25 protein-coding genes and 1 riboswitch are annotated in these 24583 nt (G+C 72.6%); of the genes, 14 read left to right on the forward strand and 11 right to left on the reverse strand.

All coding sequences use genetic code 11. The annotated features are described in order from the left end of the window. Positions 1-11: 11 nt before the first annotated feature. The 3 genes from ACWDVW_RS05405 to ACWDVW_RS05415 all read right to left on the reverse strand — a co-directional run bounded on the left by ACWDVW_RS05405 (position 12) and on the right by ACWDVW_RS05415 (position 3031). Positions 12-521 carry an NUDIX domain-containing protein gene (locus ACWDVW_RS05405; RefSeq protein ID WP_449945140.1) on the reverse strand — a complete coding sequence of 170 codons (510 nt, stop codon included), beginning with the start codon at positions 519-521 and terminating at the stop codon, positions 12-14. 70 nt (positions 522-591) lie between these two features. Continuing rightward, positions 592-2637 (reverse strand): amylo-alpha-1,6-glucosidase, encoded by a 2046-nt coding sequence (locus ACWDVW_RS05410; RefSeq protein ID WP_449945143.1) that lies wholly within the window; start codon positions 2635-2637, stop codon positions 592-594. Position 2638: 1 nt separating this feature from the next. After that, positions 2639-3031 (reverse strand): SCP2 sterol-binding domain-containing protein, encoded by a 393-nt coding sequence (locus ACWDVW_RS05415; protein ID WP_449945146.1) that lies wholly within the window; start codon positions 3029-3031, stop codon positions 2639-2641. Positions 3032-3528: 497 nt separating this feature from the next. Here ACWDVW_RS05415 and ACWDVW_RS05420 point away from each other — a divergent pair, with 497 nt between their 5' ends. After that, complete coding sequence (locus tag ACWDVW_RS05420; protein ID WP_449945149.1) at positions 3529-3843, forward strand: TraR/DksA family transcriptional regulator; 315 nt, start codon at positions 3529-3531, stop codon at positions 3841-3843. Between the two features lie 22 nt (positions 3844-3865). On the opposite strand, the gene ACWDVW_RS05425 is transcribed toward ACWDVW_RS05420, so the two are convergent. Further along, the gene (locus ACWDVW_RS05425) at positions 3866-4393 is read right to left on the reverse strand and encodes an ATP-binding protein (protein ID WP_449945152.1); all 528 of its coding nucleotides are present in this window, start codon (positions 4391-4393) and stop codon (positions 3866-3868) included. Between the two features lie 96 nt (positions 4394-4489). Between ACWDVW_RS05425 and ACWDVW_RS05430 the strand changes: the two genes are divergently transcribed. After that, positions 4490-4849: a VOC family protein gene (locus ACWDVW_RS05430; protein WP_449945155.1), complete on the forward strand. Its 360-nt coding sequence runs from the start codon at positions 4490-4492 to the stop codon at positions 4847-4849. A 32-nt stretch (positions 4850-4881) separates the two neighbouring features. Here the strand turns inward: ACWDVW_RS05430 and ACWDVW_RS05435 are convergent, their stop codons facing one another. Then, complete coding sequence (locus tag ACWDVW_RS05435; RefSeq protein WP_449945158.1) at positions 4882-5706, reverse strand: alpha/beta fold hydrolase; 825 nt, start codon at positions 5704-5706, stop codon at positions 4882-4884. Continuing rightward, positions 5703-6578, reverse strand: a complete 876-nt coding sequence (locus tag ACWDVW_RS05440) for an SDR family oxidoreductase (protein WP_449945160.1) — start codon at positions 6576-6578, stop codon at positions 5703-5705. The genes ACWDVW_RS05435 and ACWDVW_RS05440 overlap by 4 nt, the downstream gene beginning before the upstream one ends. Positions 6579-6790: 212 nt before the next feature. On the opposite strand from ACWDVW_RS05440, the gene glpK reads away from it, so the two are divergent. Continuing rightward, positions 6791-8308: a glycerol kinase GlpK gene (gene glpK, locus ACWDVW_RS05445; RefSeq protein WP_449945163.1), complete on the forward strand. Its 1518-nt coding sequence runs from the start codon at positions 6791-6793 to the stop codon at positions 8306-8308. A 151-nt stretch (positions 8309-8459) separates the two neighbouring features. Next, positions 8460-9791, forward strand: coding sequence for a carbohydrate-binding domain-containing protein (locus tag ACWDVW_RS05450; protein WP_449945166.1), 1332 nt, complete (start codon positions 8460-8462; stop codon positions 9789-9791). Positions 9792-10011: 220 nt separating this feature from the next. Here the strand turns inward: ACWDVW_RS05450 and ACWDVW_RS05455 are convergent, their stop codons facing one another. Further along, positions 10012-10983, reverse strand: coding sequence for a TetR family transcriptional regulator (locus tag ACWDVW_RS05455; RefSeq protein ID WP_449945168.1), 972 nt, complete (start codon positions 10981-10983; stop codon positions 10012-10014). A 108-nt stretch (positions 10984-11091) separates the two neighbouring features. Between ACWDVW_RS05455 and ACWDVW_RS05460 the strand changes: the two genes are divergently transcribed. Then, on the forward strand, positions 11092-12033 hold the full coding sequence (locus ACWDVW_RS05460; protein ID WP_449945170.1) for an ABC transporter ATP-binding protein: 942 nt from the start codon (positions 11092-11094) through the stop codon (positions 12031-12033). Next, the gene (locus ACWDVW_RS05465) at positions 12030-13655 is read left to right on the forward strand and encodes an ABC transporter permease (protein WP_449945173.1); all 1626 of its coding nucleotides are present in this window, start codon (positions 12030-12032) and stop codon (positions 13653-13655) included. Before ACWDVW_RS05460 ends, ACWDVW_RS05465 begins: the two co-directional genes overlap by 4 nt. A 104-nt stretch (positions 13656-13759) precedes the next feature. Here the strand turns inward: ACWDVW_RS05465 and ACWDVW_RS05470 are convergent, their stop codons facing one another. From ACWDVW_RS05470 to ACWDVW_RS05480, 3 genes are read right to left on the reverse strand one after another with little or no spacing between them, the layout of a single operon-like run. Next, positions 13760-14491: an amino acid ABC transporter ATP-binding protein gene (locus ACWDVW_RS05470; RefSeq protein ID WP_449945176.1), complete on the reverse strand. Its 732-nt coding sequence runs from the start codon at positions 14489-14491 to the stop codon at positions 13760-13762. After that, positions 14488-15270 carry an amino acid ABC transporter permease gene (locus tag ACWDVW_RS05475; protein ID WP_449945179.1) on the reverse strand — a complete coding sequence of 261 codons (783 nt, stop codon included), beginning with the start codon at positions 15268-15270 and terminating at the stop codon, positions 14488-14490. Before ACWDVW_RS05475 ends, ACWDVW_RS05470 begins: the two co-directional genes overlap by 4 nt. A 35-nt stretch (positions 15271-15305) precedes the next feature. After that, entirely contained in the window at positions 15306-16148 is an 843-nt protein-coding gene (locus ACWDVW_RS05480) for an ABC transporter substrate-binding protein (RefSeq protein WP_449945181.1), read from the reverse strand. Positions 16149-16411: 263 nt separating this feature from the next. Beyond that, positions 16412-16524: riboswitch (SAM riboswitch) on the reverse strand. Positions 16525-16819: 295 nt separating this feature from the next. Between ACWDVW_RS05480 and ACWDVW_RS05485 the strand changes: the two genes are divergently transcribed. The 7 genes from ACWDVW_RS05485 (at position 16820) to ACWDVW_RS05515 (ending at position 22504) form a co-directional block, all read left to right on the forward strand. Beyond that, positions 16820-17122 (forward strand): urease subunit gamma, encoded by a 303-nt coding sequence (locus tag ACWDVW_RS05485; RefSeq protein WP_350694727.1) that lies wholly within the window; start codon positions 16820-16822, stop codon positions 17120-17122. Further along, positions 17119-17484 carry an urease subunit beta gene (locus ACWDVW_RS05490; protein ID WP_449945184.1) on the forward strand — a complete coding sequence of 122 codons (366 nt, stop codon included), beginning with the start codon at positions 17119-17121 and terminating at the stop codon, positions 17482-17484. Before ACWDVW_RS05485 ends, ACWDVW_RS05490 begins: the two co-directional genes overlap by 4 nt. Next, entirely contained in the window at positions 17481-19184 is a 1704-nt protein-coding gene (locus ACWDVW_RS05495; protein ID WP_449945187.1) for an urease subunit alpha, read from the forward strand. The genes ACWDVW_RS05490 and ACWDVW_RS05495 overlap by 4 nt, the downstream gene beginning before the upstream one ends. Beyond that, on the forward strand, positions 19184-19867 hold the full coding sequence (locus ACWDVW_RS05500) for an urease accessory protein UreF (RefSeq protein WP_449945190.1): 684 nt from the start codon (positions 19184-19186) through the stop codon (positions 19865-19867). The genes ACWDVW_RS05495 and ACWDVW_RS05500 overlap by 1 nt, the downstream gene beginning before the upstream one ends. Continuing rightward, positions 19857-20594 (forward strand): urease accessory protein UreG, encoded by a 738-nt coding sequence (gene ureG / locus ACWDVW_RS05505; protein ID WP_449945192.1) that lies wholly within the window; start codon positions 19857-19859, stop codon positions 20592-20594. Before ACWDVW_RS05500 ends, ureG begins: the two co-directional genes overlap by 11 nt. After that, positions 20594-21355: an urease accessory protein UreD gene (locus tag ACWDVW_RS05510; protein WP_449945195.1), complete on the forward strand. Its 762-nt coding sequence runs from the start codon at positions 20594-20596 to the stop codon at positions 21353-21355. The genes ureG and ACWDVW_RS05510 overlap by 1 nt, the downstream gene beginning before the upstream one ends. 123 nt (positions 21356-21478) lie before the next feature. Beyond that, positions 21479-22504 (forward strand): serine hydrolase, encoded by a 1026-nt coding sequence (locus tag ACWDVW_RS05515; RefSeq protein WP_449945197.1) that lies wholly within the window; start codon positions 21479-21481, stop codon positions 22502-22504. A 67-nt stretch (positions 22505-22571) separates the two neighbouring features. On the opposite strand, the gene ACWDVW_RS05520 is transcribed toward ACWDVW_RS05515, so the two are convergent. Then, positions 22572-23021, reverse strand: coding sequence for a MarR family winged helix-turn-helix transcriptional regulator (locus ACWDVW_RS05520; RefSeq protein ID WP_449945199.1), 450 nt, complete (start codon positions 23019-23021; stop codon positions 22572-22574). 97 nt (positions 23022-23118) lie between these two features. Here ACWDVW_RS05520 and ACWDVW_RS05525 point away from each other — a divergent pair, with 97 nt between their 5' ends. Beyond that, complete coding sequence (locus tag ACWDVW_RS05525) at positions 23119-24246, forward strand: substrate-binding domain-containing protein (RefSeq protein WP_350694712.1); 1128 nt, start codon at positions 23119-23121, stop codon at positions 24244-24246. The last annotated feature ends 337 nt before the right edge of the window (positions 24247-24583 follow it).

Below are 24583 nucleotides of genomic sequence, written 5' to 3' on the forward strand. Positions count from 1 at the left end.
GGTGGGCGGCGTCAGCGCCGGTCGGCGAAGAAGTCGGCCAGTACCCGGGTGTGGGTGGAGAACGCCAGCTCGGTCGGCTCGGTCAGCACCAGCCACTCGGTGGCCTCCGCCGTCGGCGCCGACGGCGGAAGCTCCTCGGACCGGCGGGCCGGCAGCTCACCGAAGATCATCATGGTGCCGCCGGCCGGGGCGCTGTGCACCGCGACCAGTCGGGCATCGGCCGCGTCCGCGCGCAGCCAGGTCTCCTCCCACAACTCCCGCACCAGCGCCTCACGCCAGTCCTCGCCGTGTTCGACGAAGCCGCCGGGGAGCGCGAGCAGGCCGCGCGCCGGCTCGATGTCCCGCCGGACGACGACCAGCCCGAGGCCGCCGGCGGTCTGCACCGGCAGCAGCGCCACGGCCACCGGCAACGGGTTGCGCCAGACCGTCTGGCCGCAGGCCGCGCAGATCCGGGGCCACCCGGCGTCCGCCGGGTAGGCGGCACCACAGTACGAGCAGTGCGAGTACGGCAGGCCGGTCATGCCGCTGCACGTTACCCGCCGGAGCGCCGCTCACCTGCCCCGCCGCCGTCCCCGCCGAGGCCCCGTCCGTTCAGGGCGCGCCCGTGCGGGCGTTGCCGATCGCGTCCTTGTGGCCCCAGCGACCCGGGATGTCGAGCAGCTCGATCCGGCCGAACCGCTCCGGGATCGCCGGATGCACCACCAGGTGCTCGCCGTACGGCTCCAGGCCGAGCAGGGTCCGCAGCAACAGGAAGATCGCGCCGGTGGCGGAGGCCTGCGGGCTGTTCGCCGCCGGGTACGGCACCGGGAAGCGGGTGAGGTCCCGGTCGTAGCCGGCGAACGACTCCGGTACCCGTCCGGCGAAGTGCTGCGCCGCGTCGACGATGCTCTCCGCGATGACGCCGGCCTCGGCGAGGAAGCCGTACCGGCGCAGTCCCATCGCGATCAGCGAGTTGTCGAACGGCCACACGGTGCCGACGTGGTAGCCGAGCGGGTTGTAGCTGACCTGCTCGGTGGCGAGCGTCCGGACTCCCCAGCCGGAGAACAGCCGGGGCCCGAGCAGGTGGTCGGCGACCGCTGCGGCCTTGTCGTCGTCGGCGATGCCGCTCCACAACAGGTGCCCCATGTTCGACGCCAGGGCGTCCACCCGGTCGCCGTCGGGGCCCAGCGCCAGCGCGAAGTACCCACCGTCGTCGATCCAGAAGTCGCGGTTGAACCGCTGCTTGAGCTCCGCCGCCTGCTGCTCCAGGCGGTCGGCGTACGCCGGGTCGCCCCAGAACTCGCGGGCCAGCCGGGCGCCGCGTCGTTTCGCGTCGTACGCGTAGCCCTGCAACTCGCAGGTGGCGCGAGGCAGCCCGGGCAGCCGGCCGTCGCGGTAGCAGATCGCCTCCGGGGAGTCCTTCCAGCAGTGGTTCTTCGCCCCGCTGCGCTCGTTGCGCGGCTGATACCAGATGTACCCGTCGCCGCGTACGTCGCCGTACTCGTCGATCCAGCGCAACGCGGCCCGGGCGGCGTCCTCCAGCTCGCGGACCAGCGCACCGTCACCGGTCCAGCGTTCGTACTCGTCGAGCAGGACGACGAAGAGCGGCGTGACGTCCGCCCCGCCGAAGTACGGCGACTGCGGGCGTTCCTCGAAGGCCGCCATCTCGCCGTACCGGAACTCGTTGAGGATCTTCCCGGGCTCCTCGTCCCGGAAGTCGTCGAGCACCGTGCCCTGGTTCAGGGCGAGCAGGCGCAGCGTGGTGGTGGCCAGGCGGGGCACGAAGGGCAGCGTCTGGAAGCAGGTGAAGATGCTGTCGCGGCCGATGATCGTCGCCGACCAGGGCAGTCCGGCCGCCGGCATGGACTCGCGCGGCGCGGCCAGCGGCGTGTAGCGCAGACCGGCCAGGTCCACCAGACCACGCCGGTAGGTGACGGCCATCGGTTCCCAGTCGCAGGTGAGCTGGGGTGCGTCGGCCAGCCACTCGCTCAGGTCGTGGCGCAGCCGCGCCCCCTTCTGGTGCCCGTGGTGGCCGAGCCGGGTCCGGATGTCCTCGCCGTTCGGGCTGGGGGCCAGACCGGTCACCTGGAGTCTCGTGCTCCACTTGCCCTGCCTCTCGACCCGGATCCGGAAGGTCAGCCCGCGCTCGTCGACCTCGGCGGGCTCGCTGGACGAGACGTCGGTGAGGCGATGGAACTTCTCCCGCCGGTAACCCAGCCGCAGGCAGCCGTCGGACACCTCGCGGTAGCCGCGCACCGCCGAGGCGCGCGGCCAGACCACGTTGTAGATCGGGGCGAAGTCGCTGTCCACCTCGACGCGCAGGACGTGGTCGACCGCCTCGCCGGTGTGGTTGAGCACGGTCAACTGCTCGACGAACCCGCAGCCCGAGATCCACCGGTCCCGGATCACCGACACCTTGGCGTCCACGTAGTGGGTCGGATGGCCGGGCACCAGGAAGAACCTGATCTCGTAGTAGCTGGGGTCGTGCACGGCCAGCGGGTTGAGCTGCTCTCCGTCCAGGCTCAGCCGCCAGGTGGACAGGAACCGGGTGTCGAAGGCGAAGAAGCCGCTGGGGTTGCTGAGGCTGAACGCCATGTCGCCGTTGTCCTCGCTGAGCGCGAAGACGTTGCCGTCGAGGATGCGGACCAGCTTCTTCACGTCAGGTCCGCTCCGGGGCCGGGGCCGGGGCTCCGTCACCGGCTACCTCCCGGGGGTGGCGGGCGCCCGGTGGCGGAGCGAAGATCCGCTCCAGCATGATCACGAAACGGAACTCGCCGTCCGCGGTGAAGTCGTTGCGCAGCCAGGCGGGTAGCGGCTTGACCTCGCCGTGCGCCATCCGCAGGAACAGCGCCTCGTCGGTGCCGATCACGGTGTCGGCGGGGGCCGCGTCACCCCGGGAGACCGTCACCCGCCCGTGGTCGATGGTGACCAGCCAGTGGTCGATATGGTCGGGGTACCTCAGGTCGAAGCGGACCGTGCCGCAGACCTGGCGCAGCATGCGACCGCCGTTGCGGGCGAGCCCGTCGAAGAAGTGGTGCACCGCCTCGGACATCCCACCACCTCCTGCGGACCGGCGGCAGCGGACGGCGACCGCCCCAGGGCGCGGCGGGCGTGCCGGTCAAGCTGCGGTATCTATCACTTTAGCGGCTTTGGTCCGCATACGGGCGGGTCTGCTGCGGCGACCGCCGGGATTTGCCATTGGATTCCCGTGCCGCCCCGCCTATGGTGGTCCGATGCATCCCGCCGCACCGCTGGACCGCGCCGCCGTCGCCACGGCGGTGTCGCTGGCGGCTGCGCTGGGGCGGTGTGCCGCGACCCGATCGGCATCGGTGTCCGCGCTCGCCGGAGACGGCCAGCCGCGTCCCACCGGTCGGGGCCCCCCGGCATCCCGTCGCACACACACGACGGCCAGGGGCGAAGCGGACAGCTTCGGCCCTTTTCTATTTTCCGAGAAGGGACAAGAGGGCAGATGAGCGAGCAGAGCGAGCGAATCATCAGGTGCGGTGCGGTGAGGTCTCAGGGCGGCACGCAGCGGAGCGGAGTGGCGGCATGAGCACGAATACGTACGACCAGCAGTGGCGCACCGAACTCCAGGCGACGTTGACCCACGAGTTCGAGGCGCAGACGGCCCGGCTGACCGAGCTGACGGCCGACACCGGCGACCCGTCGGAGGCGCACACCAACGCCGCGCTGATCGCCGCCACCCGGCAGAGCCTGGAGCAGATCACCGGTGCGCTGCGCCGTCTCGCCGGCGGCAGCTACGGCAACTGCGAGAAGTGCGGCACCACGATCCCTCGGGAACGCCTCGAGATCCTGCCGCACGCCCGGTTCTGCGTGCCCTGCCAGCAGAAGCACAACGGCTGACGCGGGGTGCCGGCTGCCGCGCCTACCGGCGCGGCAGCCCCTCGTCGCCGCCACGCCGGTCGGCGGGCGGACCGCCGGGAGACAGTCCCGGCAGCGCGGCCGGCGGGTCGATCAGGCTGGCGGAGACGGTGGCGGTCATGCCGTCGGGGCGGCGGGTGAGGGTCAGCGCTCCGGTGAGCTGGTGGGCCAGCCAGAGGCCGCGTCCGCCGGCGGTGGTGCTGGGTGGCAGGTGCACCGTCAGGTCGGCGTCGGGTTGGTCCCCGTGGTCGGAGACCTCGCAGACGAGCAGGTCGGCACGGCGGATCAGGTCCAGACGTCCCTGGCCGCCGCCGTGCAGCACGGCGTTGGTGACCAGCTCGTGCACGGCCAGGACGAGATCCTCGGCCAGATCGCCGGTGAGACCGGCGGCGGCTATCCGTGCGGCGAGCAGGTGCCGCAACGGTGTCACTGTCTGTGATGTGAACGACTCGGAAAGCAGGCAGGTCTCCTCGCCGACCCCCGACATCGGGCCGCCGGTGCCACCGGCGTCCGGTTGGGCGAGGTTGCTCATGCAGGCAGATTACGTCGTCCTCCAGCATCTGCGACTCTTGCTGAACAGCAAGCATCGCGGTTCGGGCGCTGCTCGGGCGCTGGCTAGCATGATCGAATGCCACAGCTCGCCGCGATCGTCATCCATTGCCGTGATCCGTACCTGATGGCCCCGTTCTGGAGTCGGGTCACCGGTCTGCCGGTGGCGCCCGAGGATCGGGTCAAACTCACCGCACGTACTCTCGGGCCCACCGAGTCGGTGCTGCTGAGCGACCCGGCCGGGACCGGACCGGACATCTGGATCGCCCCCGCCGGGGACCTGCCGCCGGTCGGCCGGATCCACCTGGACCTGGCCGCCGAGGACGACGAACTGGCGGCGGTGGTGGCCGCCGGGGCCACCGTGCGGCGTACCCTGCCGCGCTGGACCGTGCTCAGCGACCCGGAGGGCAACGAGTTCTGCCTGTTCCGCCGGCACTGAACGGGTTCCGACGGCGGTGAGCCGGGGTCCGGTCAGCCGGTTGTGGCCGGGCGGTCGGCCGGGCGGGTCAGCGCGCCGGTGGTCTCCAGGATCAGCGTCGCGACCGCCTCGGGATCGTCGCTCATCGGCACGTGCCCGCATCCGGACAGGGTCTGCACACGGGCACCCGGCAGGTCGGCGCGGGCCCGCTCGGCCTGGTGGACGCCGAAGATGCGATCTCGGTCACCCCAGCCGATGGTGACCGGTGTCGCGCACGCGCCCAGTGCGGCGCAGTCGACCCGGTAGCCCCGGGCGGCGCGGGCGACGGTGCCGAAACCGGCGCATCGGCGCAGGGCGAGGGCGTCGGCCAGGGCCCGCTCGGCGTCCAGCGCCGCCGGACGGGCCACCAGCGGGCCGAAGCACCACGCGCGCAGCCCCGGCGACCGCAGCGCGGCCCGCATCAGCGGTGTGGGCAGGTGGCTGGTGACCCGCATCCAGCTCAGGGCGCGCAGCGCCCGGCGGCGTTCGGCGTCGGTGAAGAACCCGGCGGGGGAGAGCGCGGTGACCGAGGCGGCCAGTCCGGAGGCGGCCAGTTCCAGGCCGATCGCCCCGCCGAGGCTGTACCCGGCGACGTGCGGCCGGTCCAGCCCCCATTCGGCGAGTACCGGCCGGATCGTCGCGACGATGGCCGCCATGTCGGTGGGCATCCCGGTCGGCGGCACCGGGGACTCGCCGAAGCCGGGCAGGTCGATCGCGATCACGTCGTGATGCGCGGCGAGCCGGTCGAAGATCGGGTCCCACGCCTGGTGCCGGTGCCCGATGCCGTGCACGAGCAGCAGCGGTTGCCCGGTCCCGGCCCGCCGGAAACGCAGTGTCACGAGCCGCCCCCCTCCACCGAGGTACGCCCGAAGGAGCGACCGAGCACACGTACCTCGTCCTCCATCTGCGCGACCATGGTCGTACCGCCGAAGCGGCTGATCACCGCGTCGGCCAGCCGGCTCTGCGCGATCGGCCGCAACGCCCCGACCAGGCCGATCGAACGCGGTATGTAGACCTTGCGGCGGCGACGCTCGATGCCGCGCAGCAGCTCCTCGGCGCACCGCTCCACGCCGACCACGGTGTTCAGCGGCCAGGGCAGCCGGCGTTGGGCCTGCCGGAACGAGGCCAGGTCGTCGCGCAGGTCACGGACCAGATCGGTGTCGATCCAGATCGGATGCGCGGTGCCCACGGTGAGGCCGTGCCGGCGGTTCTCCAGGCGCAGGACGTTGCCGAACTGCTCCGCACCCGCCTTCGACGCGCAGTACGCGGCCATCCCTGGCATCGCGCCGAAGGCCGCCGCCGAGGAGACGATCAGCACGTGCCCCCGGGCGGCGAGCACCTGCGGCAGGGCCGCGCTGACGGTACGCACCACGCCGGTGAGGTTGACCTCGATGGTGCGCGCGAGCGCGTCGACCGGCCCGAGCGCGACCGTCCCCAGGTTCGCGATGCCGGCGTTGGCCACCACCACGTCGATGCCGCCGTACCGCTCGACGGTGGAGGTGACGGCGTCGTCCAGCGCGGACTGGTCGGTCACGTCCGCCTCGTACCAGTGCCCGTCCAGCTCGGCGGCGAGCTGCCGCAGCAGCGCCGGCTCCAGGCCGACCAGCGCGACGCGGGCGCCTCGGGCTGCGGCGCCCCGGGCCAGCGCGGCGCCGATGCCCCGGGCCGCTCCGGTGATCAGGATCGTCCGGTCGCGAAGGTCGTACCGCATCGGCGTGCTCCCTGTCCCGGTCGGCGCCGCCGGTGGTGGTGGCGCGGTGGGCGACGGGACGGAACCAGACCGTACCGCGACCGCCGGGCGGCAGCTCGTCGGAGGCACCGACCGGGCGTCGGCGGCCCGTCCCGGCGTCGTCCTGCTGCGGACATCGGGGCGGACATCGGGAAGGATCGGCCCGACGACCACGACGAGAAGGAGACCCCCGCATGGCTGACTTCGTCGGCGCCGTGGACCAGGGCACCACCAGCACCCGCTTCATGATCTTCGACCACGGTGGCCGCGAGATCGGTCGTCACCAGCTCGAACACCAGCAGATCCTGCCGCGCGCCGGGTGGGTGGAGCACAACCCGCTGGAGATCTGGGAGCGGACCCGGACCGTCGTGCGTACGGCCCTGAACACGCACGGCATCGCCGCCTCCGATCTCGCGGCGCTGGGCGTCACCAACCAGCGGGAGACGACGGTGGTGTGGAACCCGCGCACCGGTCAGCCGTACTACAACGCCATCGTCTGGCAGGACACCCGTACCGACCGGATCGCCGCGGCGCTGGAGCGCGACGGCCGGGGCGACGTGATCCGCCGCCGGGCCGGCCTACCCCCGGCGACCTACTTCTCCGCCGGCAAGATCCAGTGGATCCTGGAGAACGTCGACGGGGTTCGGGCCGCCGCCGGTCGCGGCGAGGCGGTCTTCGGCAACACCGACACCTGGCTGCTCTGGCACCTCACCGGCGGCCCGGACGGCGGGGTGCACGTCACCGACGTCACCAACGCCAGCCGGACCATGCTGATGGACCTGGAGACGCTGGACTGGGACGACGAGCTGCTGTCGTTCTTCGACATCCCCCGGTCCATGCTGCCGGCCATCCGTCCCTCGTCCGACCCGGACGCCTACGGCAGCACCCGGCCCGACGGACCCTTCGGGGGGCCGGTCCGGATCACCGGCGACCTGGGGGACCAGCAGGCGGCCACCGTCGGGCAGGTCTGCTTCGCGCCCGGCGAGGCGAAGAACACCTACGGCACGGGCAACTTCATGCTGCTCAACACCGGCACGGAGTTGGTCCGGTCGAAGGCGGGCCTGCTCACCACCGTGTGCTACCAGTTCGCCGGAGCGGACCCGGTCTATGCGCTGGAGGGGTCGATCGCGGTCACCGGCTCGGCCGTGCAGTGGCTGCGCGACCAACTCAAGATCATCAACAGTGCGGCGCAGAGCGAGGACCTGGCCCGCCAGGTCTCCGACAACGGCGGGGTGTACTTCGTGCCCGCCTTCTCCGGATTGTTCGCCCCGTACTGGCGGTCCGACGCGCGCGGGGCCATCGTCGGGCTGTCCCGCTACAACACCGACGCCCACATCGCGCGGGCCACCCTGGAGGCCATCTGCTACCAGAGTCGGGACGTCGCCGAGGCGATGGCCCAGGACTCGGGCGTGGCCCTGGAGTGCCTGAAGGTCGACGGCGGCGTGACCGTCAACGACCTGTGCATGCAGTTGCAGGCGGACATCCTCGGGGTGCCGGTGAGCCGGCCGGTGGTCGCCGAGACCACCGCCCTCGGTGCCGCGTACGCCGCCGGTCTGGCGGTCGGCTTCTGGCGGGACACCGACGAGCTGCGGGCGAACTGGAACGAGAGCCGCCGCTGGCAGCCGACCTGGTCGCCGCAGGAACGGGCGACCGGCTATGCCGGCTGGCAGAAGGCGGTACGCCGCACCCTCGACTGGGTCGACGTGGACTGACCGGGGCGGCGATGCGACCGTCGGCGTTTCGGTCACGTTTCGTTTGCGCGCCATTACTGCGTGTTGGTGTCGCGTTCCCGGGATGTCCGGTCGGTCTGCCTTAGCATCCCGATGTCCGGCAGGTGCCGGTGTGGGACAGGGAGGGGCAAACATGCGGATCACGCGGGCCATCGTGGCGATCGTGGTCGTGTTGTCGGCCGGCGTGCTCGCGGGCACGGCGAACGCGGCGGAGCCGTCACCGTTCACCGTGGTCAACGGGTCGATCAACCCGGCGACCGGCACGCCCGTGCCGGCGTCGGGCACCCACGCCACGCTGTGGCGCAACAGCAGTAACGCCACCACCGTGTTGCAGGGCTCCGGCCAACTGGTGATCGGCGTGATCGGCGACGAGTGCGACGGCTGGCCGGTCGTCCGGGTGAGCGTCGGCGGCCAGCCGGTCGGCGAGGTGACCGTCGCGAGCGCCACCGACTACGGCAGCTACCTCGTCGGCGCGCCGCTGGCGGACGGGCGGCACTCGGTCCGCATCGAGTTGGTCAACGACCGCTTCACCGCCACCTGCGACCGCAACGTGCACGTGGCGTACGCCCGGACGGAGGCGGCCGGGCCGGTCGACACCACGTTCGGCTTCGCGGTCGTGCCGGACACCCAGGAGGAGGTGCTGACCGCGGGCGACACCCGGATGCGGCAGCGCATCGACTGGCTGGTGGCCCAGCGCGCCGCCCTGGACCTGCGCTTCGTCACGCACTCCGGGGACGTGGTCAACTACGACACCCCCGACCACGTGCAGTACGCCCGGGCCAGTGCCGCCCTGCGTCCGCTGGAGGCGGCCGGCCTGCCGTACACGCTGGCGGTGGGCAACCACGACACCCAGGTCTTCGGTCCCGACGGCGCGCTGCGCAGCCCGGCCGGGCCGTTGCTGCGCGACACCACCACCTTCAACCGGTACTTCACCGTCGACCGCTTCGGGGTGGCCGGGGGGCGGTTCGAACCGGGCAAGGTGGACAACGTCTTCGCCACCTACCGCGCCGGTGGGGTGCAGTGGCTGGTGTTGACCCTGGAACTGTGGCCCCGACGGGCGGCGGTCGCCTGGGCGCAGCAGGTCGTCGCGGCGCACCCCCGGCACAACGTGATCGTGGTGACCCACCACTTCCTGGAGAGCGACGCCACCATCGGCCAGAGCGCCGGCTTCGGGTCGACGAGCCCGCAGTACGTCTTCGACAACCTGATCCGGCGGTACGCCAACATCCGGTTCGTCTTCTCCGGACACACCGGCACCGCGGCGTCGCGGGTGGACACCGGGCTGCACGGCAACCGGATCCACTCGTTCCTGCAGACGTTCCACTCGCCCCGGACCAACCCGGTCCGACTGGTGGAGATCGACACCGCCGCGAACTCGCTGCGCACCTGGATCTACGCCCCGTACACCGACGAGAACTTCCCAGCCCACACCCGCACCTACCCCAACCTCAACCTGATCCGCTAACCCCCCTCCTCCCACCCACCCCCCATCGCCCCGCCCGGCCCCCGCCCCGCCCGGTCCCGTCCGCCGCGGTTGATCAAGAAGTTTTGGTCGCCCTGGGCGCGCGAATCGCGCCCAAACTTCTTGATCAACGCGGATGGCGGGGCGCGGGGAGCGGGGCGCCGGTGGCGGGGCGCGGGGCGGGGAGCGGCGGGGTGGGTTTGGGTTTTGCGACGTCTCGCAATTAGCTCGAAACCGTCTCAGTATTGTTGTCGGATTCGAGATGGCGGTAGACGGTGGCTCGGGACACCCCGAACTCGGCGGCGATCTCGTCGGCCGAGTGGGTGCCCGCCAGGTGCATCCGGCGGGCTGCCGACACCTGGTCCGGGCTCATCGAACGCGGGCGTCCCGGGCGCCGTCGGCCGGCGCGTGAACGCGGGTCGACGGTGGCCGGGGCGTTGGTGGCCGGCGTGCTGGTGGCGGCTCCGGCGTTGGTGGCGGCTCCGGCACTGGCGGTGGCTCCAGCGTTGGGGGTGGCTCCAGCGTTGGGGGTGGCTCCAGCGTTGGGGGTGGCTCCAGCGTTGGGGGTGGCTCCAGCGTTGGGGGTGGCTCCGGCGGGGTCGGCGGCGGTCGGCGGGGCGCTCGGCGACGCGGTCTGCGACGTGGCGGGTGGGGGGTCTGCGAGCAGGCGGCGGACGCCGTCGAGCATGTCCTCGCGCAGCGCCTCTGCGGGCACCTCGGCGAGGAAGAGCACCGGGTCGCCGCACATCGCGAGCGCCTGCACCGCCCGGACACGTTCCCGCACGCCCGGGTTCGGCCCGGCCACGATCTCGTTGGCCCGCATGGCGATCTGCATCAGGCTCTGGTAGTCGGTGCCCTGGCCGACCAGCGCCAGGTCGTGATAGAGCATGCCCAGCGAGTGCCGGTGGCCCAGCATGACGTCCACCCAGCCCTCCAGCAGCGCCCACCGGGCCTGCGGCGCCGGTAGCGCCTCGGCCCGGTCGAGCAGCTCCTCCAGGTCCCGCACGAACGGCGCGGCGAGATCGCTGAGCAGGTGTGCCTTGCTGGGGAAGTGATAGAGGATCGCCGCCTTGGTCAGTCGCAGGCGCTCGGCGATCTGGCGTAGCGAGGTGCGTTGGTAGCCCTGCTCGGTGAACATCTGCAGGGCCGTACGCAGGATCCGGCTGCGCGTGTCGTCGACTTCCTCCCAGGTCATGGCGTTCAGCCTAGCCCCTCCTGACCGCCGGACGGGGACCTGCGCGAAACCACTTACCGTCGGTCAGTACAGTGGGGTGGTCGGCACACCGAGCGACAGGAGGCACCCATGTCCGTGATCTCGATCGAGAACCTCGTCAAGACCTTCGGCGGAGTACGTGCCCTCGACGGGCTCGACCTGACGGTGGAACCGGGGGAGGTGCACGGCTTCCTGGGACCCAACGGCGCGGGCAAGTCCACCACCATCCGGATCGTGCTCGGCCTGTTGCGCCGCGACTCCGGGCAGGTACGCGTCCTCGACGGCGACCCGTGGCGGGACGCGGTCGCGCTGCACCGGCGGTTGGCGTACGTACCCGGTGACGTCAACCTCTGGCCCAACCTCACCGGCGGCGAGGCGATCGACCTCTTCGGCGCGTTGCGCGGCGGTCTCGACGAGCGCCGCCGCGACGAGCTGCTGCGACGCTTCGAGCTGGACCCGACGAAGAAGTGCCGCACCTATTCCAAGGGCAACCGGCAGAAGGTCGCCATCGTCGCCGCCTTCGCCTCCGGCGTGGAGCTGTACGTCCTGGACGAACCCACGTCCGGTCTGGACCCGCTGATGGAGGCGGTGTTCCAGGAGGAGGTCCGCACCCTCACCCAGGCCGGTGCGAGCGTGCTGCTCTCCAGCCACGTGCTCGCCGAGGTGGAGGCGCTCTGCGACCGGGTCAGCATCATCCGGGACGGGCGCACCGTGGAGTCCGGCAGCCTCGCCGAGCTGCGCCACCTGGCGCGTACCACGGTGACCGTCGAGACCGCACGGCCGCTGACCGGGCTGGCGGAGCTGCCCGGCGTACACGAGGTCCGGCCGGTCGACGGCCGGGTCAAGCTGGAGGTGGAGCCGGCGCACCTGGACAGTCTCCTCGGTCACCTGGTCCGCTTCGAGGTCCGCGCCCTGACCAGCACGCCGCCCACCCTGGAGGAGCTGTTCCTGCGGCACTACGGCGACAGCGCCGGCGTCGAGCGGCCGGGGGTCGACAACGAGCGGCAGACCACCGCCGGAGGTGCCCGATGAGCGCCTTCACCGGCACCGGGCGACTCGCCCGCCTCGCGCTGCGTCGGGACCGGACCCGCCTGGCCGTCTGGATCCTCGGCACCCCGCTGATCGGCTACGGCCTGGCCGAGAGCGTCGCCGGCCTCTATCCGGACGAGCAGACCCGCCTCGGGTACGCCGAGACCGCGCTGTCCAGTGTGGTCGCCCGCGCCTTCAACGGTCCGATCGCGAGCGCCGACCTCGGTGCGGTGGTGGTCGCCGAGACGTACCTCACCCTCACCCTGCTCGCCGCGCTGCTGAGCACCTTCGCGGTGGTCCGGCACACCCGGCAGAACGAGGAGACCGGGCGCGCCGAACTGCTCGGCGCCAACGTCGTCGGCCGGTACGCCCTGCTGACCGCCGCCCTGCTGGTGGTGGTCGGCGCGAACCTGGCCTCCGCCGCGCTGCTCGTCCTGGCCTTCGTCGGCGCCGGACTCCCGGTCGTCGGCTCGGTGGCCGCCGCCTCGGCGATCGGCGGGGTCGGTGTCGCCTTCACCGGCGTCGCGGCCGTCACCGCGCAGGTCTCGGTCAGCTCGCGGAGCGCGAACGCGCTCGCCGCCGCCACTGTGGGCGTCGCGTTCCTGCTGCGCGCCGCCGGTGACGTGCTCGGCGAGCGTGGCGGCGACGGCACCCGACTGGACAGCGCCTGGCCGACCTGGCTCTCGCCGCTCGGCTGGGGCACGCAGGTACGCGCCTTCGGCACCGAACGATGGTGGGTCCTCGCACTGCCGCTGGTCCTGCTGGTGGCCGGGGTCGCGCTGGCGTACCTGCTGGCCGAACGCCGTGACCTCGGCGCCGGGCTGCTGGCCGCGCGGCGTGGACCGGCCCGAGCGGGCTCGGGGCTGCTCGGGCCGGTCGGCCTGACCTGGCGGTTGCAGCGGGGCGCACTGGCCGGTTGGACGGTGGCGGTGGTGGTGCTCGGCCTCTCCATGGGGGTGGCCGGTCACGAGGTGGACGCGATGATCGCCGAGAACCCGGCGGCGGCCGAGGCGATCGCCCAGCTCGGCGGTGGGGCGGAACTGGTCGACGCGTACCTGGCCGCGATCCTCGGCCTGTACGCGCTGACCATCGGCGCGTACGTCGTGCAGGCCCTGCTGCGGACCCGCAACGACGAGTCCGACGGCATCCTGGAGGCGTTGCTGGCGACGGCGGTGAGCCGGACCCGGTGGCTCGGTACGCAGGTGTGCGGCGCGGTGCTCGGCGCGGTGTGGCTGGTGCTGCTGGCCGGGCTCACCACCGGCCTCGGGTACGGCCTGGCGGCCGGTGACCCGATCGGCTGGACGGTCGAGCTGGGCGGGGCGGCGCTGCTGCGGTTGCCCGCCCTACTGGTGCTCGTCGGGGTGGTGACCGCCCTGTTCGGCGCGGTGCCGCGCTGGTCGGTGGCGCTGAGCTGGACGGTGCTGATCGCCTTCCTGCTGCTCGGGCAGTTGGGCGCGGTGCTGGAGTTGCCGCAGGCGGCGCTGAACCTGTCGCCCTTCACCCACGTGCCCTCGGTGCCCGCCGCCGACCTCACGGTGCTGCCCCTGGTGGTGCTCACCGCCGTGGCAGCCGTGCTGCTGGCCGTCGGACTGGGCGCGTTCCGGCGGCGCGACACCCCGACCTGAGTGAAAGGAGGGGACCCCTGCTAACGCCTCGTGCATAGCAGGGGTCCCCTCCTTACATCCGACCCCGCGCTACGCCGAAACCCGCGCTACACCGAAACCCCGCGCTACAACACCTGCGACAGGAACCGGCGCAGACGCGGATGCTCGGCCGACTCGAAGATGGAGGCCGGCTCGCCCGCCTCCAGCACCACACCGGCGTCCATGAACGCGACGGTGTCGGCGACCTCGCGCGCGAAGCCCATCTCGTGGGTCACCACCACCATGGTCATGCCCTGCGACGAGAGGTCCGCCATCAACGTCAGCACGCCCTTGACCAGCTCCGGGTCCAGCGCCGAGGTGGCCTCGTCGAAGAGCATCACCTGCGGCTGCATGGCCAGCGCCCGGGCGATGGCCACCCGCTGCTGCTGCCCGCCGGACAGGTGCGCCGGCCGGGAGTCGGCCTTCGCCGCCAGCCCCACCCGGTCCAGGTGGGTACGCGCCACCGCCACCGCCTCGTCCTCGCCGAGCTTGCGGATGCGCCGCAACGCGACGGTGATGTTGCGCAGCACGCTCATGTGCGGGAACAGGTTGAACTGCTGGAACACCATGCCGACCCGCTGCCGCAGGGCGTCCGGGTCGTCGCGCAGCACGCTGCGACCGTCCAGCAGCACGTCACCCTTGTCCGGTTCGAGCAGCCGGTTGACGGTCCGCAGCAGCGTCGACTTGCCGGATCCGGACGGGCCGATCACACAGGCGGTCGCGCCGCGTGCGACGTCCAGGTCCACCCCGCGCAGCACCTGGTGACGGCCGAAGGCCAGGTGTACGTCGCGCAGGCTCAGGCTGACCGAGGTGCTCATCGTTGGTTGCCTCCGGCGGCGCCGGGCAGCGCCAGGTCGAGGTCGTCGGGGTCGTCACCGGCCGGTCCGGTCGCCGGGCGGCCGTGCCGCAGCCGCCGGTCGATCCAGTTGACGACGTGCGTCAGCGGCACGGTCAGGGTCAGATAGAAGAGCCCGGCCAGCAGCAACGCCGACTGGTTGCCGGTGTTGGCCGCGTAGTCCTGCCCGATCCGGAACAGCTCCCGCTGGCTGGCCAGCAGACCGAGGAAGTAGACCAGGCTGGAGTCCTTGATCAGCGCGATGAGCTGGTTCACCCAGGCCGGCAGGACCCGCCGGACACCCTGCGGGATCACCACCACCCGCATCGACTCCCACCAGGAGAAACCCAGCGCGCGTGCGGCCTCCACCTGGGTCGCCTCCACCGACTGGATGCCGGAGCGGAAGATCTCCCCGATGTACGCCGCCGCGATCAGCGACAGCGCCAGGATCCCCAGCGGGTACGGGTTCGGTCCCCACACCTGCATGCCCAACGGCGCCAGACCGACCCCGATCAGCAGGATCGTCGCCGCCGCCGGCAGGCCACGGAACACGTCGGTGTAGACCCGGGCCGGCCACCGCAACCAGCGGGTACGCGAGATGCCCGCGACGGCCAGCACGATGCCCATGGCCGAGCCGAGCAGGGCGGCGGTGACCGCCAGGATCAGCGTGTTCGGCAACCCGACGGTGATCATCTCGGGCAGCGCCTCGCGCATCGACTCCCAGTCGAAGAACGTCTCCCACAGGGTGCGCAACGGATCCACGGTCGACCTCCGCCCTACTCGCTCGTCGTCCTACCTCAGGAGGCGGCCGGCGCCGACACGTCGCCGCTGCCCGGGGTGAAGTCGGCCGGGATCGGCCGACCCGGGTAGTACTGCTCCTGCAGGCGGGTCCAGGTGCCGTCGGCGATCACCTCGTCCAGCGCCCGGTTCAGCGCCTCGCGCAGCAGGTCGTTGCCCTTTGCCACGGCGTACGCGGTAGGTGCCGGGCTGAGCTCCTTCGCCGCGACCTTGATCCTGCCGCCGCTGTCGGCGGCGGTCTTCTCACCGATCTCGGCCGGGGCGATCCAGGCGTCCGCGGTGCCGGCCTTGAGCTGGTTGATCGCGCCGTTGTAGTCCGGCACCCGCACCGGGTCGAGGCCGCGCCCGGTGGCGTAGTCGTCCTGGACGGTGCCCTGCACGACCACCACCCGCTTGCCGGACAACTCGTCGAAGCTCGCCAGCGTCGAACCGGCGGGCACGTCGAGCCCGAAGTAGCCGAAGTCGTAGCCGTTGCCGAAGTCGACCGTCTTCTTCCGCGCCTCGGTGATCGTGATCGAGGAGCTGCCGACGTCGAACTTGCGGTTGTTGACCTGGGCCAGCAGCCCGGAGAAGTCGGTGCCGACGAACTCCACCCGCAGCCCGAGCTTGTCGGCGGCGGCGACCAGCAGGTCGTTGTCGAACCCGGTGAACTGGCCGTCCTTGAGATAGACGTTCGGCGGCGCGTCGGTGAGCGTGCCGGCCCGCAGCACCCCCGGCTGGAGCAGGTTGTACGGGTTGTCGGCGGGGTCGCCGTCCGAGCCGCAGGCGGTGAGGGCGGTGGCGGCGAGCACGGCGGTGACGCCGACGGCGGCGGCCCGGGTCAGGGCAGGAAGGAAGCGCACAGGTGTCTCCTGATCGAGCGGCGGCGGGCACACGCGTGCCACGCCGACGGTCCGCCGTGGGACGGACCGCGAAGGGTGGGAAAGGGAACGAGGTGGTCGTCCGACCGGGTGGGTCGGCGGCCGGGTGGCGACGCGGTCAGCTACACGCGGCGCTGCACACCCGCATCATGTCGACGTGCCGGCGCCGGGTCAGGCCCAGGCAGGCCACAGGTCGATCGGGGTACGCCATGGTTCTCCTCGAGGTCGTGATGACCTGGGACACCAGGCCACGCTTGCACCGGAGGTCGCTCCGATGCCTGGTCCTCACCCGGGGCACCCCTGCGCGGACGAGGGTTGCCGGCCAGCGAGCCGGGGCTTGACGCTGGCGCTCTTGACCTGTCGCCGAGGCTAGCAGCCGGTGACGGGGCAGCGTCCACCCGTTATGACGACCCTCACGCGGGGTGTTGCCCGCCGCCCGCGTGATCCCTTACGGTCTGCTCAGCGGTGGGCGGTGCGGTCCGCATCCGACCCGACACCGCCGGTGGTCCGTCACGCGGACCTGGGGAGGTGGAAACCCCGGGCCCCGCGCACGTGGCGGTCGGGACCGGCGGGCGAACCCCGACCGGCGGTCGGCGCGTCGAGGCGCCGGGCCGACGGTGTCCGGGGGCGCGGACACCCACCGGGAGCACCCCGTGTATCTCACCCCCCACGAGCAGGACCGCCTGCTCGTCCACGTGGCGGCGGACGTCGCCCGGCGTCGCCGCGAGCGCGGCCTGCGCCTCAACTACCCGGAAGCCGTCGCGGTGCTCACCGCCTTCCTGCTCGAAGGCGCCCGCGACGGGGCGACCGTGGTCGACCTGATGGCCTCCGGCCGCACCGTCCTGACCCGGGACGACGTGCAGGACGGCATCCCCGAGTTGCTGAGGGAGGTGCAGGTGGAGGCGACGTTCCCGGACGGCACCAAGCTGGTGACGGTGCACCACCCGATCCCGTGATCCCCGGGGAGATCCTGCCGGCGGCTCGGCCGGTGGAGATCAACGCCGGGCGTCCGGTGACCACGCTGCTCGTGGTGAACACCGGCGACCGGCCGGTGCAGGTCGGGTCGCACTACCACTTCGCCGAGGCCAACCCGGCCCTGGACTTCGACCGGGCCGCCGCCTGGGGACAGCGCTTGGCCGTACCGGCCGGGACGTCCGTGCGTTTCGAACCGGGCGTGAGCCGCACCGTGGACCTGGTGCCGCTGCGCGGCGCGCGGATCGTGCCCGGCCTGCGCGGCGAGTGCGCCGGCCCGCTGGACCAGGCCCCGACGACGGCGGTGCCCGACGGCGGCGCGCAGCGGAGCGGAGCGACGGCATGAGCCTGGTGGAGCGGGAGCGCTACGTCGCGCTCTACGGGCCGAGCACCGGCGACCGGATCCGGTTGGCCGACACGAACCTGCTGATCGAGGTCGAGCACGACCACTGTGCCGGCGGCGACGAGGCGGTCTTCGGCGGCGGCAAGGTGATCCGCGAGTCGATGGGCCAGTCCCGGGCCACCCGGGCCGAGGGCGCCCTGGACACGGTCGTCACCGGCGCGGTGGTCCTCGACCACTGGGGCGTGGTCAAGGCCGACGTGGGGATCCGCGACGGGCGGATCGTCGCGCTGGGCCGGGCGGGCAACCCGGACACCATGGACGGTGTGCACCCGGAGCTGGTGATCGGACCGGCGACCGAGGTGATCGCCGGCAACGGCCGGATCCTCACCGCCGGGGCGGTCGACACCCACGTGCACTTCATCTGCCCGCAGATCGTCACCGAGGCGCTGGCCGGTGGGGTCACCACCCTGGTCGGCGGCGGCACCGGACCGGCCGAGGGGACCCGGGCCACCACCGTCACGCCGAACGCCTGGCACCTGGCCCGGATGCACGAGGCGCTGGACGCGTTCCCGGTCAACGTGCTGCTGCTCGGCAAGGGCAACACGGTCTCCGCCGAGGCGCTCTGGGAGCAGTTGCGGGCCGGTGCCGGCGGCTTCAAGCTGCACGAGGACTGGGGCACCACCCCGGCCGCGATCGACGCGTGCCTGCGGGTGGCGGACGCCTCGGGCGTGCAGGTCTCCATCCACACCGACACCCTCAACGAGGCCGGGTTCGTCGCGGACACCCTGCGGGCGATCGGCGGCCGGGCGATCCACTCGTACCACACCGAGGGGGCCGGGGGCGGGCACGCGCCGGACATCATCACCGTCGCCGGGGAACCGAACGTGCTGCCCTCGTCGACCAACCCGACCCGTCCGTACACCCGCAACACGCTGGCCGAACACCTCGACATGCTGATGGTCTGCCACCACCTCAACCCGGCGGTGCCGGAGGACCTGGCGTTCGCCGAGAGCCGGATCCGGCCGTCCACGATGGCCGCCGAGGACCTGCTGCACGACCTGGGCGCGATCTCGATCATCGGCTCCGACTCGCAGGCGATGGGCCGGGTCGGCGAGGTCGTGCTGCGGACCTGGCAGAGCGCGCACGTGATGAAGGCGCGGGTGGGGGCGTTGCCCGGTGACGGTGCCGCCGACAACCACCGGGCCCGGCGGTACGTGGCGAAGTACACCATCTGCGCGGCCATGGCCAACGGACTCGACCACGAGATCGGCTCGGTCGAGCCGGGCAAGCTCGCGGACCTGGTGCTCTGGGAACCGGCGTTCTTCGGCGTCCGACCGCACCTGGTGATCAAGGGCGGGTTCATCGCGTACGCCCAGATGGGGGACGCGAACGCCTCGATCCCGACGCCGCAGCCGATGCTGCCCCGCCCCATGTTCGGCGCGTACGGCGTGGCGGCCGCCGCCACCAGCCTGGCGTTCGTGGCACCCGCCGCGCTCGACGCCGGGCTGCGCCTGGACGTGCGTCGCCGGGTGGTGCCGGTGGCCGACGTACGGCAGCGCGGCAAGGCCGACCTGCCGGAAAACGGTGCGCTGCCGCGCATCGAGGTGGACCCGGACACCTTCACCGTCCGCATCGACGGCGAGGTGGTCGAACCCGACCCGGTGACCGAGTTGCCGATGGCCCAGCGCTACTTCCTGTTCTGATGAGCGCGCCGACCATGCTCCTGCTGCTCGCCGACGGGCGGTTCCCGGCCGGGGCGCACGCCCACTCGTCGGGGCTGGAGGCGGCTGTCGCGGCCGGGCGGGTGACCGACCTGGCCACGTTGGGGGAGTACCTGCGCGGGCGGCTGGCCACCGCCGGGCTGGTCGCGGCGGCGTTCGCGGCGGCGTCCCGTCGGGCCGCCCGGTCGGCCGGACGCCGGGACCTGCTGGGGCGGCTCGACGCCGAACTGGACGCCCGGACCGCGTCGCCGGCCCAACGGGCGGTGTCCCGTCGCCAGGGCCGGGCGCTGCTGCGGGCCGGGCGGGAGATCTGGCCCGGTGACACCTTCGACGACCTGCCCGCCAGGCCGCCCGGCCCGCACCAGCCGCTGGTGCTGGGGTTGGTCGGCGCCGCGGCCGGTCTGGACCCGGCGCAGGTCGCCACGGTCGCCGCCCACGCGACGGTGACCGGTTCGGCAAGCGCCGCCGTACGTCTGCTGGGCCTCGATCCCTACCGGGTGCAGGCCCTGCTGGTGCGGCTCACGGTCGCCTGCGACGCCACCGCGGCGCGGGCGGCGCGGGCCGCCGAGGAACCACCGGAGCGGCTGCCGGCCGCCGCCGCTCCGCTCGCCGACATCCATGCCGAAGTTCATGTCACCTGGGAGGTGCGTCTCTTTGCGTCCTGAGACCGAGCACGACGAGTCCGTTCCCCACACCCACCCGGAACCCGGTGTCGACCCGCACGCCCCGCTGCCCGCCGCGTCACGGGCGCTGCGGGTCGGCATCGGCGGTCCGGTCGGCTCCGGAAAGACGGCGCTGGTCGCCGCGCTGTGCCGGGCCTTCGCCGACGAGTTGCGGCTGGCGGTGGTGACCAACGACATCTACACCACCGAGGACGCCGACTTCCTCAAGCGGGCCGGGGTGCTCGACCCGGACCGGATCCGGGCCGTGGAGACCGGCTGCTGCCCGCACACCGCGATCCGTGACGACATCGGTGCCAACCTGGACGCGGTCGACGAGTTGGCCGAGGCGCTGGGTCCGCTGGACCTGGTGCTGGTGGAGAGCGGTGGGGACAACCTGACCGCCACCTTCAGCCGGGGTCTGGTGGACCGGCAGATCTTCGTGGTCGACGTGGCCGGCGGGGACAAGGTGCCGCGCAAGGGTGGCCCCGGCGTGACCGCCGCCGACCTCCTGGTGATCAACAAGACGGACCTGGCCCCGATGGTCGGTGCCGACCTGTCGGTCATGGACCGGGACGCGCGGGCCCGCCGGGGCGACCTGCCCACCGTCTTCCAGTCCATCACCGAGGATCCACTGGCCTCCCGGGTCGCCGCCTGGATCCGGCACGAGCTGGCCCACCACCGGGCCGCGACCGCGCACGCCGACCACCCGGTACCCGCCGGGCAGGCCTGATGCGGGCCACCGCCCGGCTGACGGCCCGCGTCGACCGACGCGGCCGCACGGTCCTGACGGAGCTGCGCGGGGAGAGCCCGCTGCTGCTGCGCCAGGTGCCGGCGTCGGGCGGTGGCGCCACGGTGTACGTCGTCGGCGGTGCGGCCGGTCCGCTCGCCGGCGACGACCTGCGGCTGGACGTCGAGGTGGGCCCCGGTGCGGTGGTCCGCGTCCGCACCGTGGCCGCCTCGATCGCCCTGCCCGGCCGTCCCGGCGCGGTCTCCCGGATGCTGGTCCGGGTGACCGTCGCCGCCGACGCCACGCTGCACTGGCTGCCGGAGCAACTGGTCGCGGCGGCGGGCTGCGCGCACGTGGCCGACGCCCAGGTGGACGTCGCCGAGGGCGGCACCCTGCACTGGCGCGACGAACTGATCTGCGGCCGACACCGGGAGGCACCCGGCAACGCCGAGGTCGTCACCCGGGTCGACCTCGGCGGTCGGCCGCTGCTGCGACAGTCGCTGGCGGTCGGGCCGGACGCATCCGGCTGGGCCGGACCGGCGGTGCTCGGCGGCGCTCCCGCCACCGGCTCACTGCTCCTGGTCGACCCGACCGCACCGGCCGAGCCTGCGGCGGTACGGGGCACGGTCGCCCGGCTACCGCTGGCCGGCGGTCCGGCCACCCTGTGGACCGCCACCGCCCCGGACGCGCACACCCTGCGCACGTACCTCACCCCAACGGCGACGGCGTTCCCGGCCGACGACCGGATCGCCCGAGTCGGGTGAGGCCATCCCGACGACCGTTCCGCTCCACTCTGGAGTGAGGTCCAGCGGAAGATGGGTGGGTATGGCAGGGTGTGTCCGGTGCCGGCGATCCCGCCGGTGGCACGCCGGACCAGAGGAGTGACAATGGCCGAGCAGATGAGTCGTCGGGCCGCGATCGGGATCGGTGCCGCTGCGGCGGCCCTGGTGGCGACACCGGCCGGTGCCGCCGCCGCGCCGAGTACGCCGACTGCCAGGGACGCGTCCGGCCCTGGTGGAGCGCAGGCGCTGATCCGGCGTACCTATCGACAGCAGAAGGCACGGGCGGGCGGCGTGTGGCACTCGCACGTGGCGATGGTGGACGGCTCCGGTGCACTGCGGACCGTGGTGGCCGACGACGCCGACCGGGTGACGCACGGCTACAGCGTGCAGAAGCTGGCCGTCGCGGTGGCGGTGCTGGACAAGATCGACCGAGGTGAGCTGGCGCTCGGCCAGCGCCTCGACCTGACCGGCGACATCATCCTCGGCGGCAGCGGCATCTATTTCCTGCACACCGTGTGGGGTGACGAGATCACCGTGGCGAACTTCCTCACCGCGATGCTGCTCGTCTCCGACAACACGTCGGTGCGGATGTGCGGGCGGGTGGTGCCGGCGCTGGAGATCAACGAGATCCTCGCCGCCAAGGGCTTCACGCACACGCGGGTCGAGCCGGTGGCCAACCCGAACCGCTTCTTCCTCGGCGTGACCACTCCGCGCGAGACCCACGACCTGCTCTGGCGGCTGGCCGACAAGACCCTGCTGTCGACCCGGTCGTGCGACTTCCTGCTGGGCATCCTGCGCTGGGTGAACGGCTACCACGACGGGATCCGTCGCGACATGTCGTCGGCGGAGCGCAGCCGGGTGGCCACCAAGTACGGCGCGGACTACGACACGCTGGGCGCGGCCCGGCACGAGGCCGGGATCATGTTCGACGCGACCGGCGCGCCGACGCTGACCTACGCCTTCTTCGCCGACTCCCTCGGCGACCTGGACAACTACGGCGGCACCCACCCGGCGGTACGCGCCCACGCGACCCTGGGCCGGGTGATGTTCGACGCCGTCGGGCCGGTCACCAACGGCGCGGCACGGGCCCGCCACTCCGTCGACCGGTTCCGCCCGGTCAACGGCGGCTGACCCGACGTCACCCGGCAGCGTGGCCGACCCGCGACGGTGACCGCCCGTCCGCCGGCCGGTGGCGGCGTCAGACCCGGGTGGGGGCGGGGCGGCGGTCCGGTTCCAGTCGTCCGATCAGGTCGTCGAGGTGCCCGGCCAGGTCCGCGTCGCCCGACGCGCTGAGCCCGGCCAGGTCGGCGTGGATCTGCGCGGCGATCCGTTCGTGCTCGCGTCGCCCCCGGTCGGTCAGGTACGCCCGGATGCGCCGCCGGTCGAACGGATCGACCCGCCGGAACACCAGGTTGCGGTCCACGAGCTGGTCGACCAGCTTGGTCAGGGTGCCCGGTGGCAGGGACGCCTCGGCGGCGACCTCGCTCATCGGGTGCCCTCGACCGTCGGCGAGCAGGCAGAGCACCCGCCAAGCCTCGATGGTGAGCGACTCGACGGCGAGCACCGTGCCGACCCGGCGGGCGAGCAGCCGCTCGGCGCGGGTGAGCAGGGGTAGCAGGTCGGCTGCGGAGCCGGGAAGGTCTGACATGGCACTCCCGCCTGGCGGTTGCCGGGTCATCGTACCGAGACGTCCCGTCTGCTGGGGAGGTCTGGTCATCATCCTCGGCTGCGGCCACGATGTGTTCATGTCCGCGCCGGCACCGGGGTACGGGCGTCCGCAGGCGGGGGAGAGGCTCGCCGCCGGGGCGTCCTGGCTCACCGTCGACCGGGGCGTGGTCAGCATCGCGCTGGTGTATCCGATGCGTGGCCCGGCCGGCATGTTCGGCCCGAGTTGTGAGCAGTGCGCGCAGCTCGCGGTGGAGGAGGTCAACCAGCGCGGCGGGGTGCTCGGTCGCGAGCTGCGGCTGGTGCCGGTCGACGGCGGTGCGCCACCGGCCGAGGTCGCCGCCGAGGTGGAGGCGCTGGTGTCGACGGGCGCCGTACAGGGCGTCACCGGCTGGCACATCTCCTCGGTACGGCAGGCGGTCGCACCGCGCATCGCGCACCGGGTGCCGTACGTCTACACCGCCCTGTACGAGGGCGGGGAGCGGACCGAGGGGGTCTTCCTGACCAGCGAGACGCCGGACGCGCAACTGTGGCCGGCGATGCGGGTGCTCGCCGCCGACCTCGGAATCCGGCGCTGGTTCGTGGTCGGCAACGACTACGTCTGGCCCCGCCGGACCACCCGCGCCGCCTACCGGTACGCGCTGCGCAGCGGCGGCCGGGTGGTCGGGCACCACTTCCTGCCGTTGGAGACGCACGACTACGTCGAGGTGCTGCGGCGCATCGAGCGCAGCGACGCCGACGCGGTGCTGATGCTGCTGGTCGGTGCCGACGCGGTCCGGTTCAACCGGGCCTTCGCGCGGTCCCGGTTGGACCAGCGCTGCCTGCGGTTGAGCACGTTGATGGACGAGAACATGCTGCTGGCCAGCGGCGCGACGAACACGCGGGGCCTGTTCAGCACGGCCGGCTTCTTCGCCGGCCTGGTCACGCCGGAGAATCTCGACTTCCACGGCCAGTTCGCCCGCCGCTTCGGGTTGGAGGCGCCGCCGCTGGGCAGCCTCGGTGAGTCCTGTTACGAGGGCGTGATGCTGCTGTCCGCCCTCATCGCCAAGGCCGGCACGCTGGACGTACGGGCGGTGGAGGCGTCCGCCGACGTGGTGTCGTACGACGGGCCGCGTGGTGAACTGCGGCTGCGGCGTCGGCACGTACGCCAGCGCATCTATCTGGCCGAGGCCGACGGCCTGGACTTCACCGTCCTCGCCGAGCTCTGAGGCGGTCGGCGGCCGGCACCTGCGGGCCGAGGATCGAGCGGGCGGCGCGGTCGCGCGAACGGCGGGGGTCGATCGGCGGCGTGACCCGACCGTGCCTTGACAGGATCGCGCACCGGCCACATAAGATACTTCCTGCGTGAAGTATCCGGCCCGTGTGCGGGATACGACCACCCACCCGACGGTGATCGAAAATTGCCACCGTCGCGGTCCATATTTGTGTGCCGGTGCCATTCCGCCGATTCTCGCGGCGGGGCTCCGGCATTTTCTGCATCCGCGCCTGCGATCAGCATCAGCCAGCGGAAACAGTCTATTGAGGATCGGGAAACATTCGCGCAAC

Source organism: Micromonospora sp. NPDC003241 (assembly GCF_053589795.1).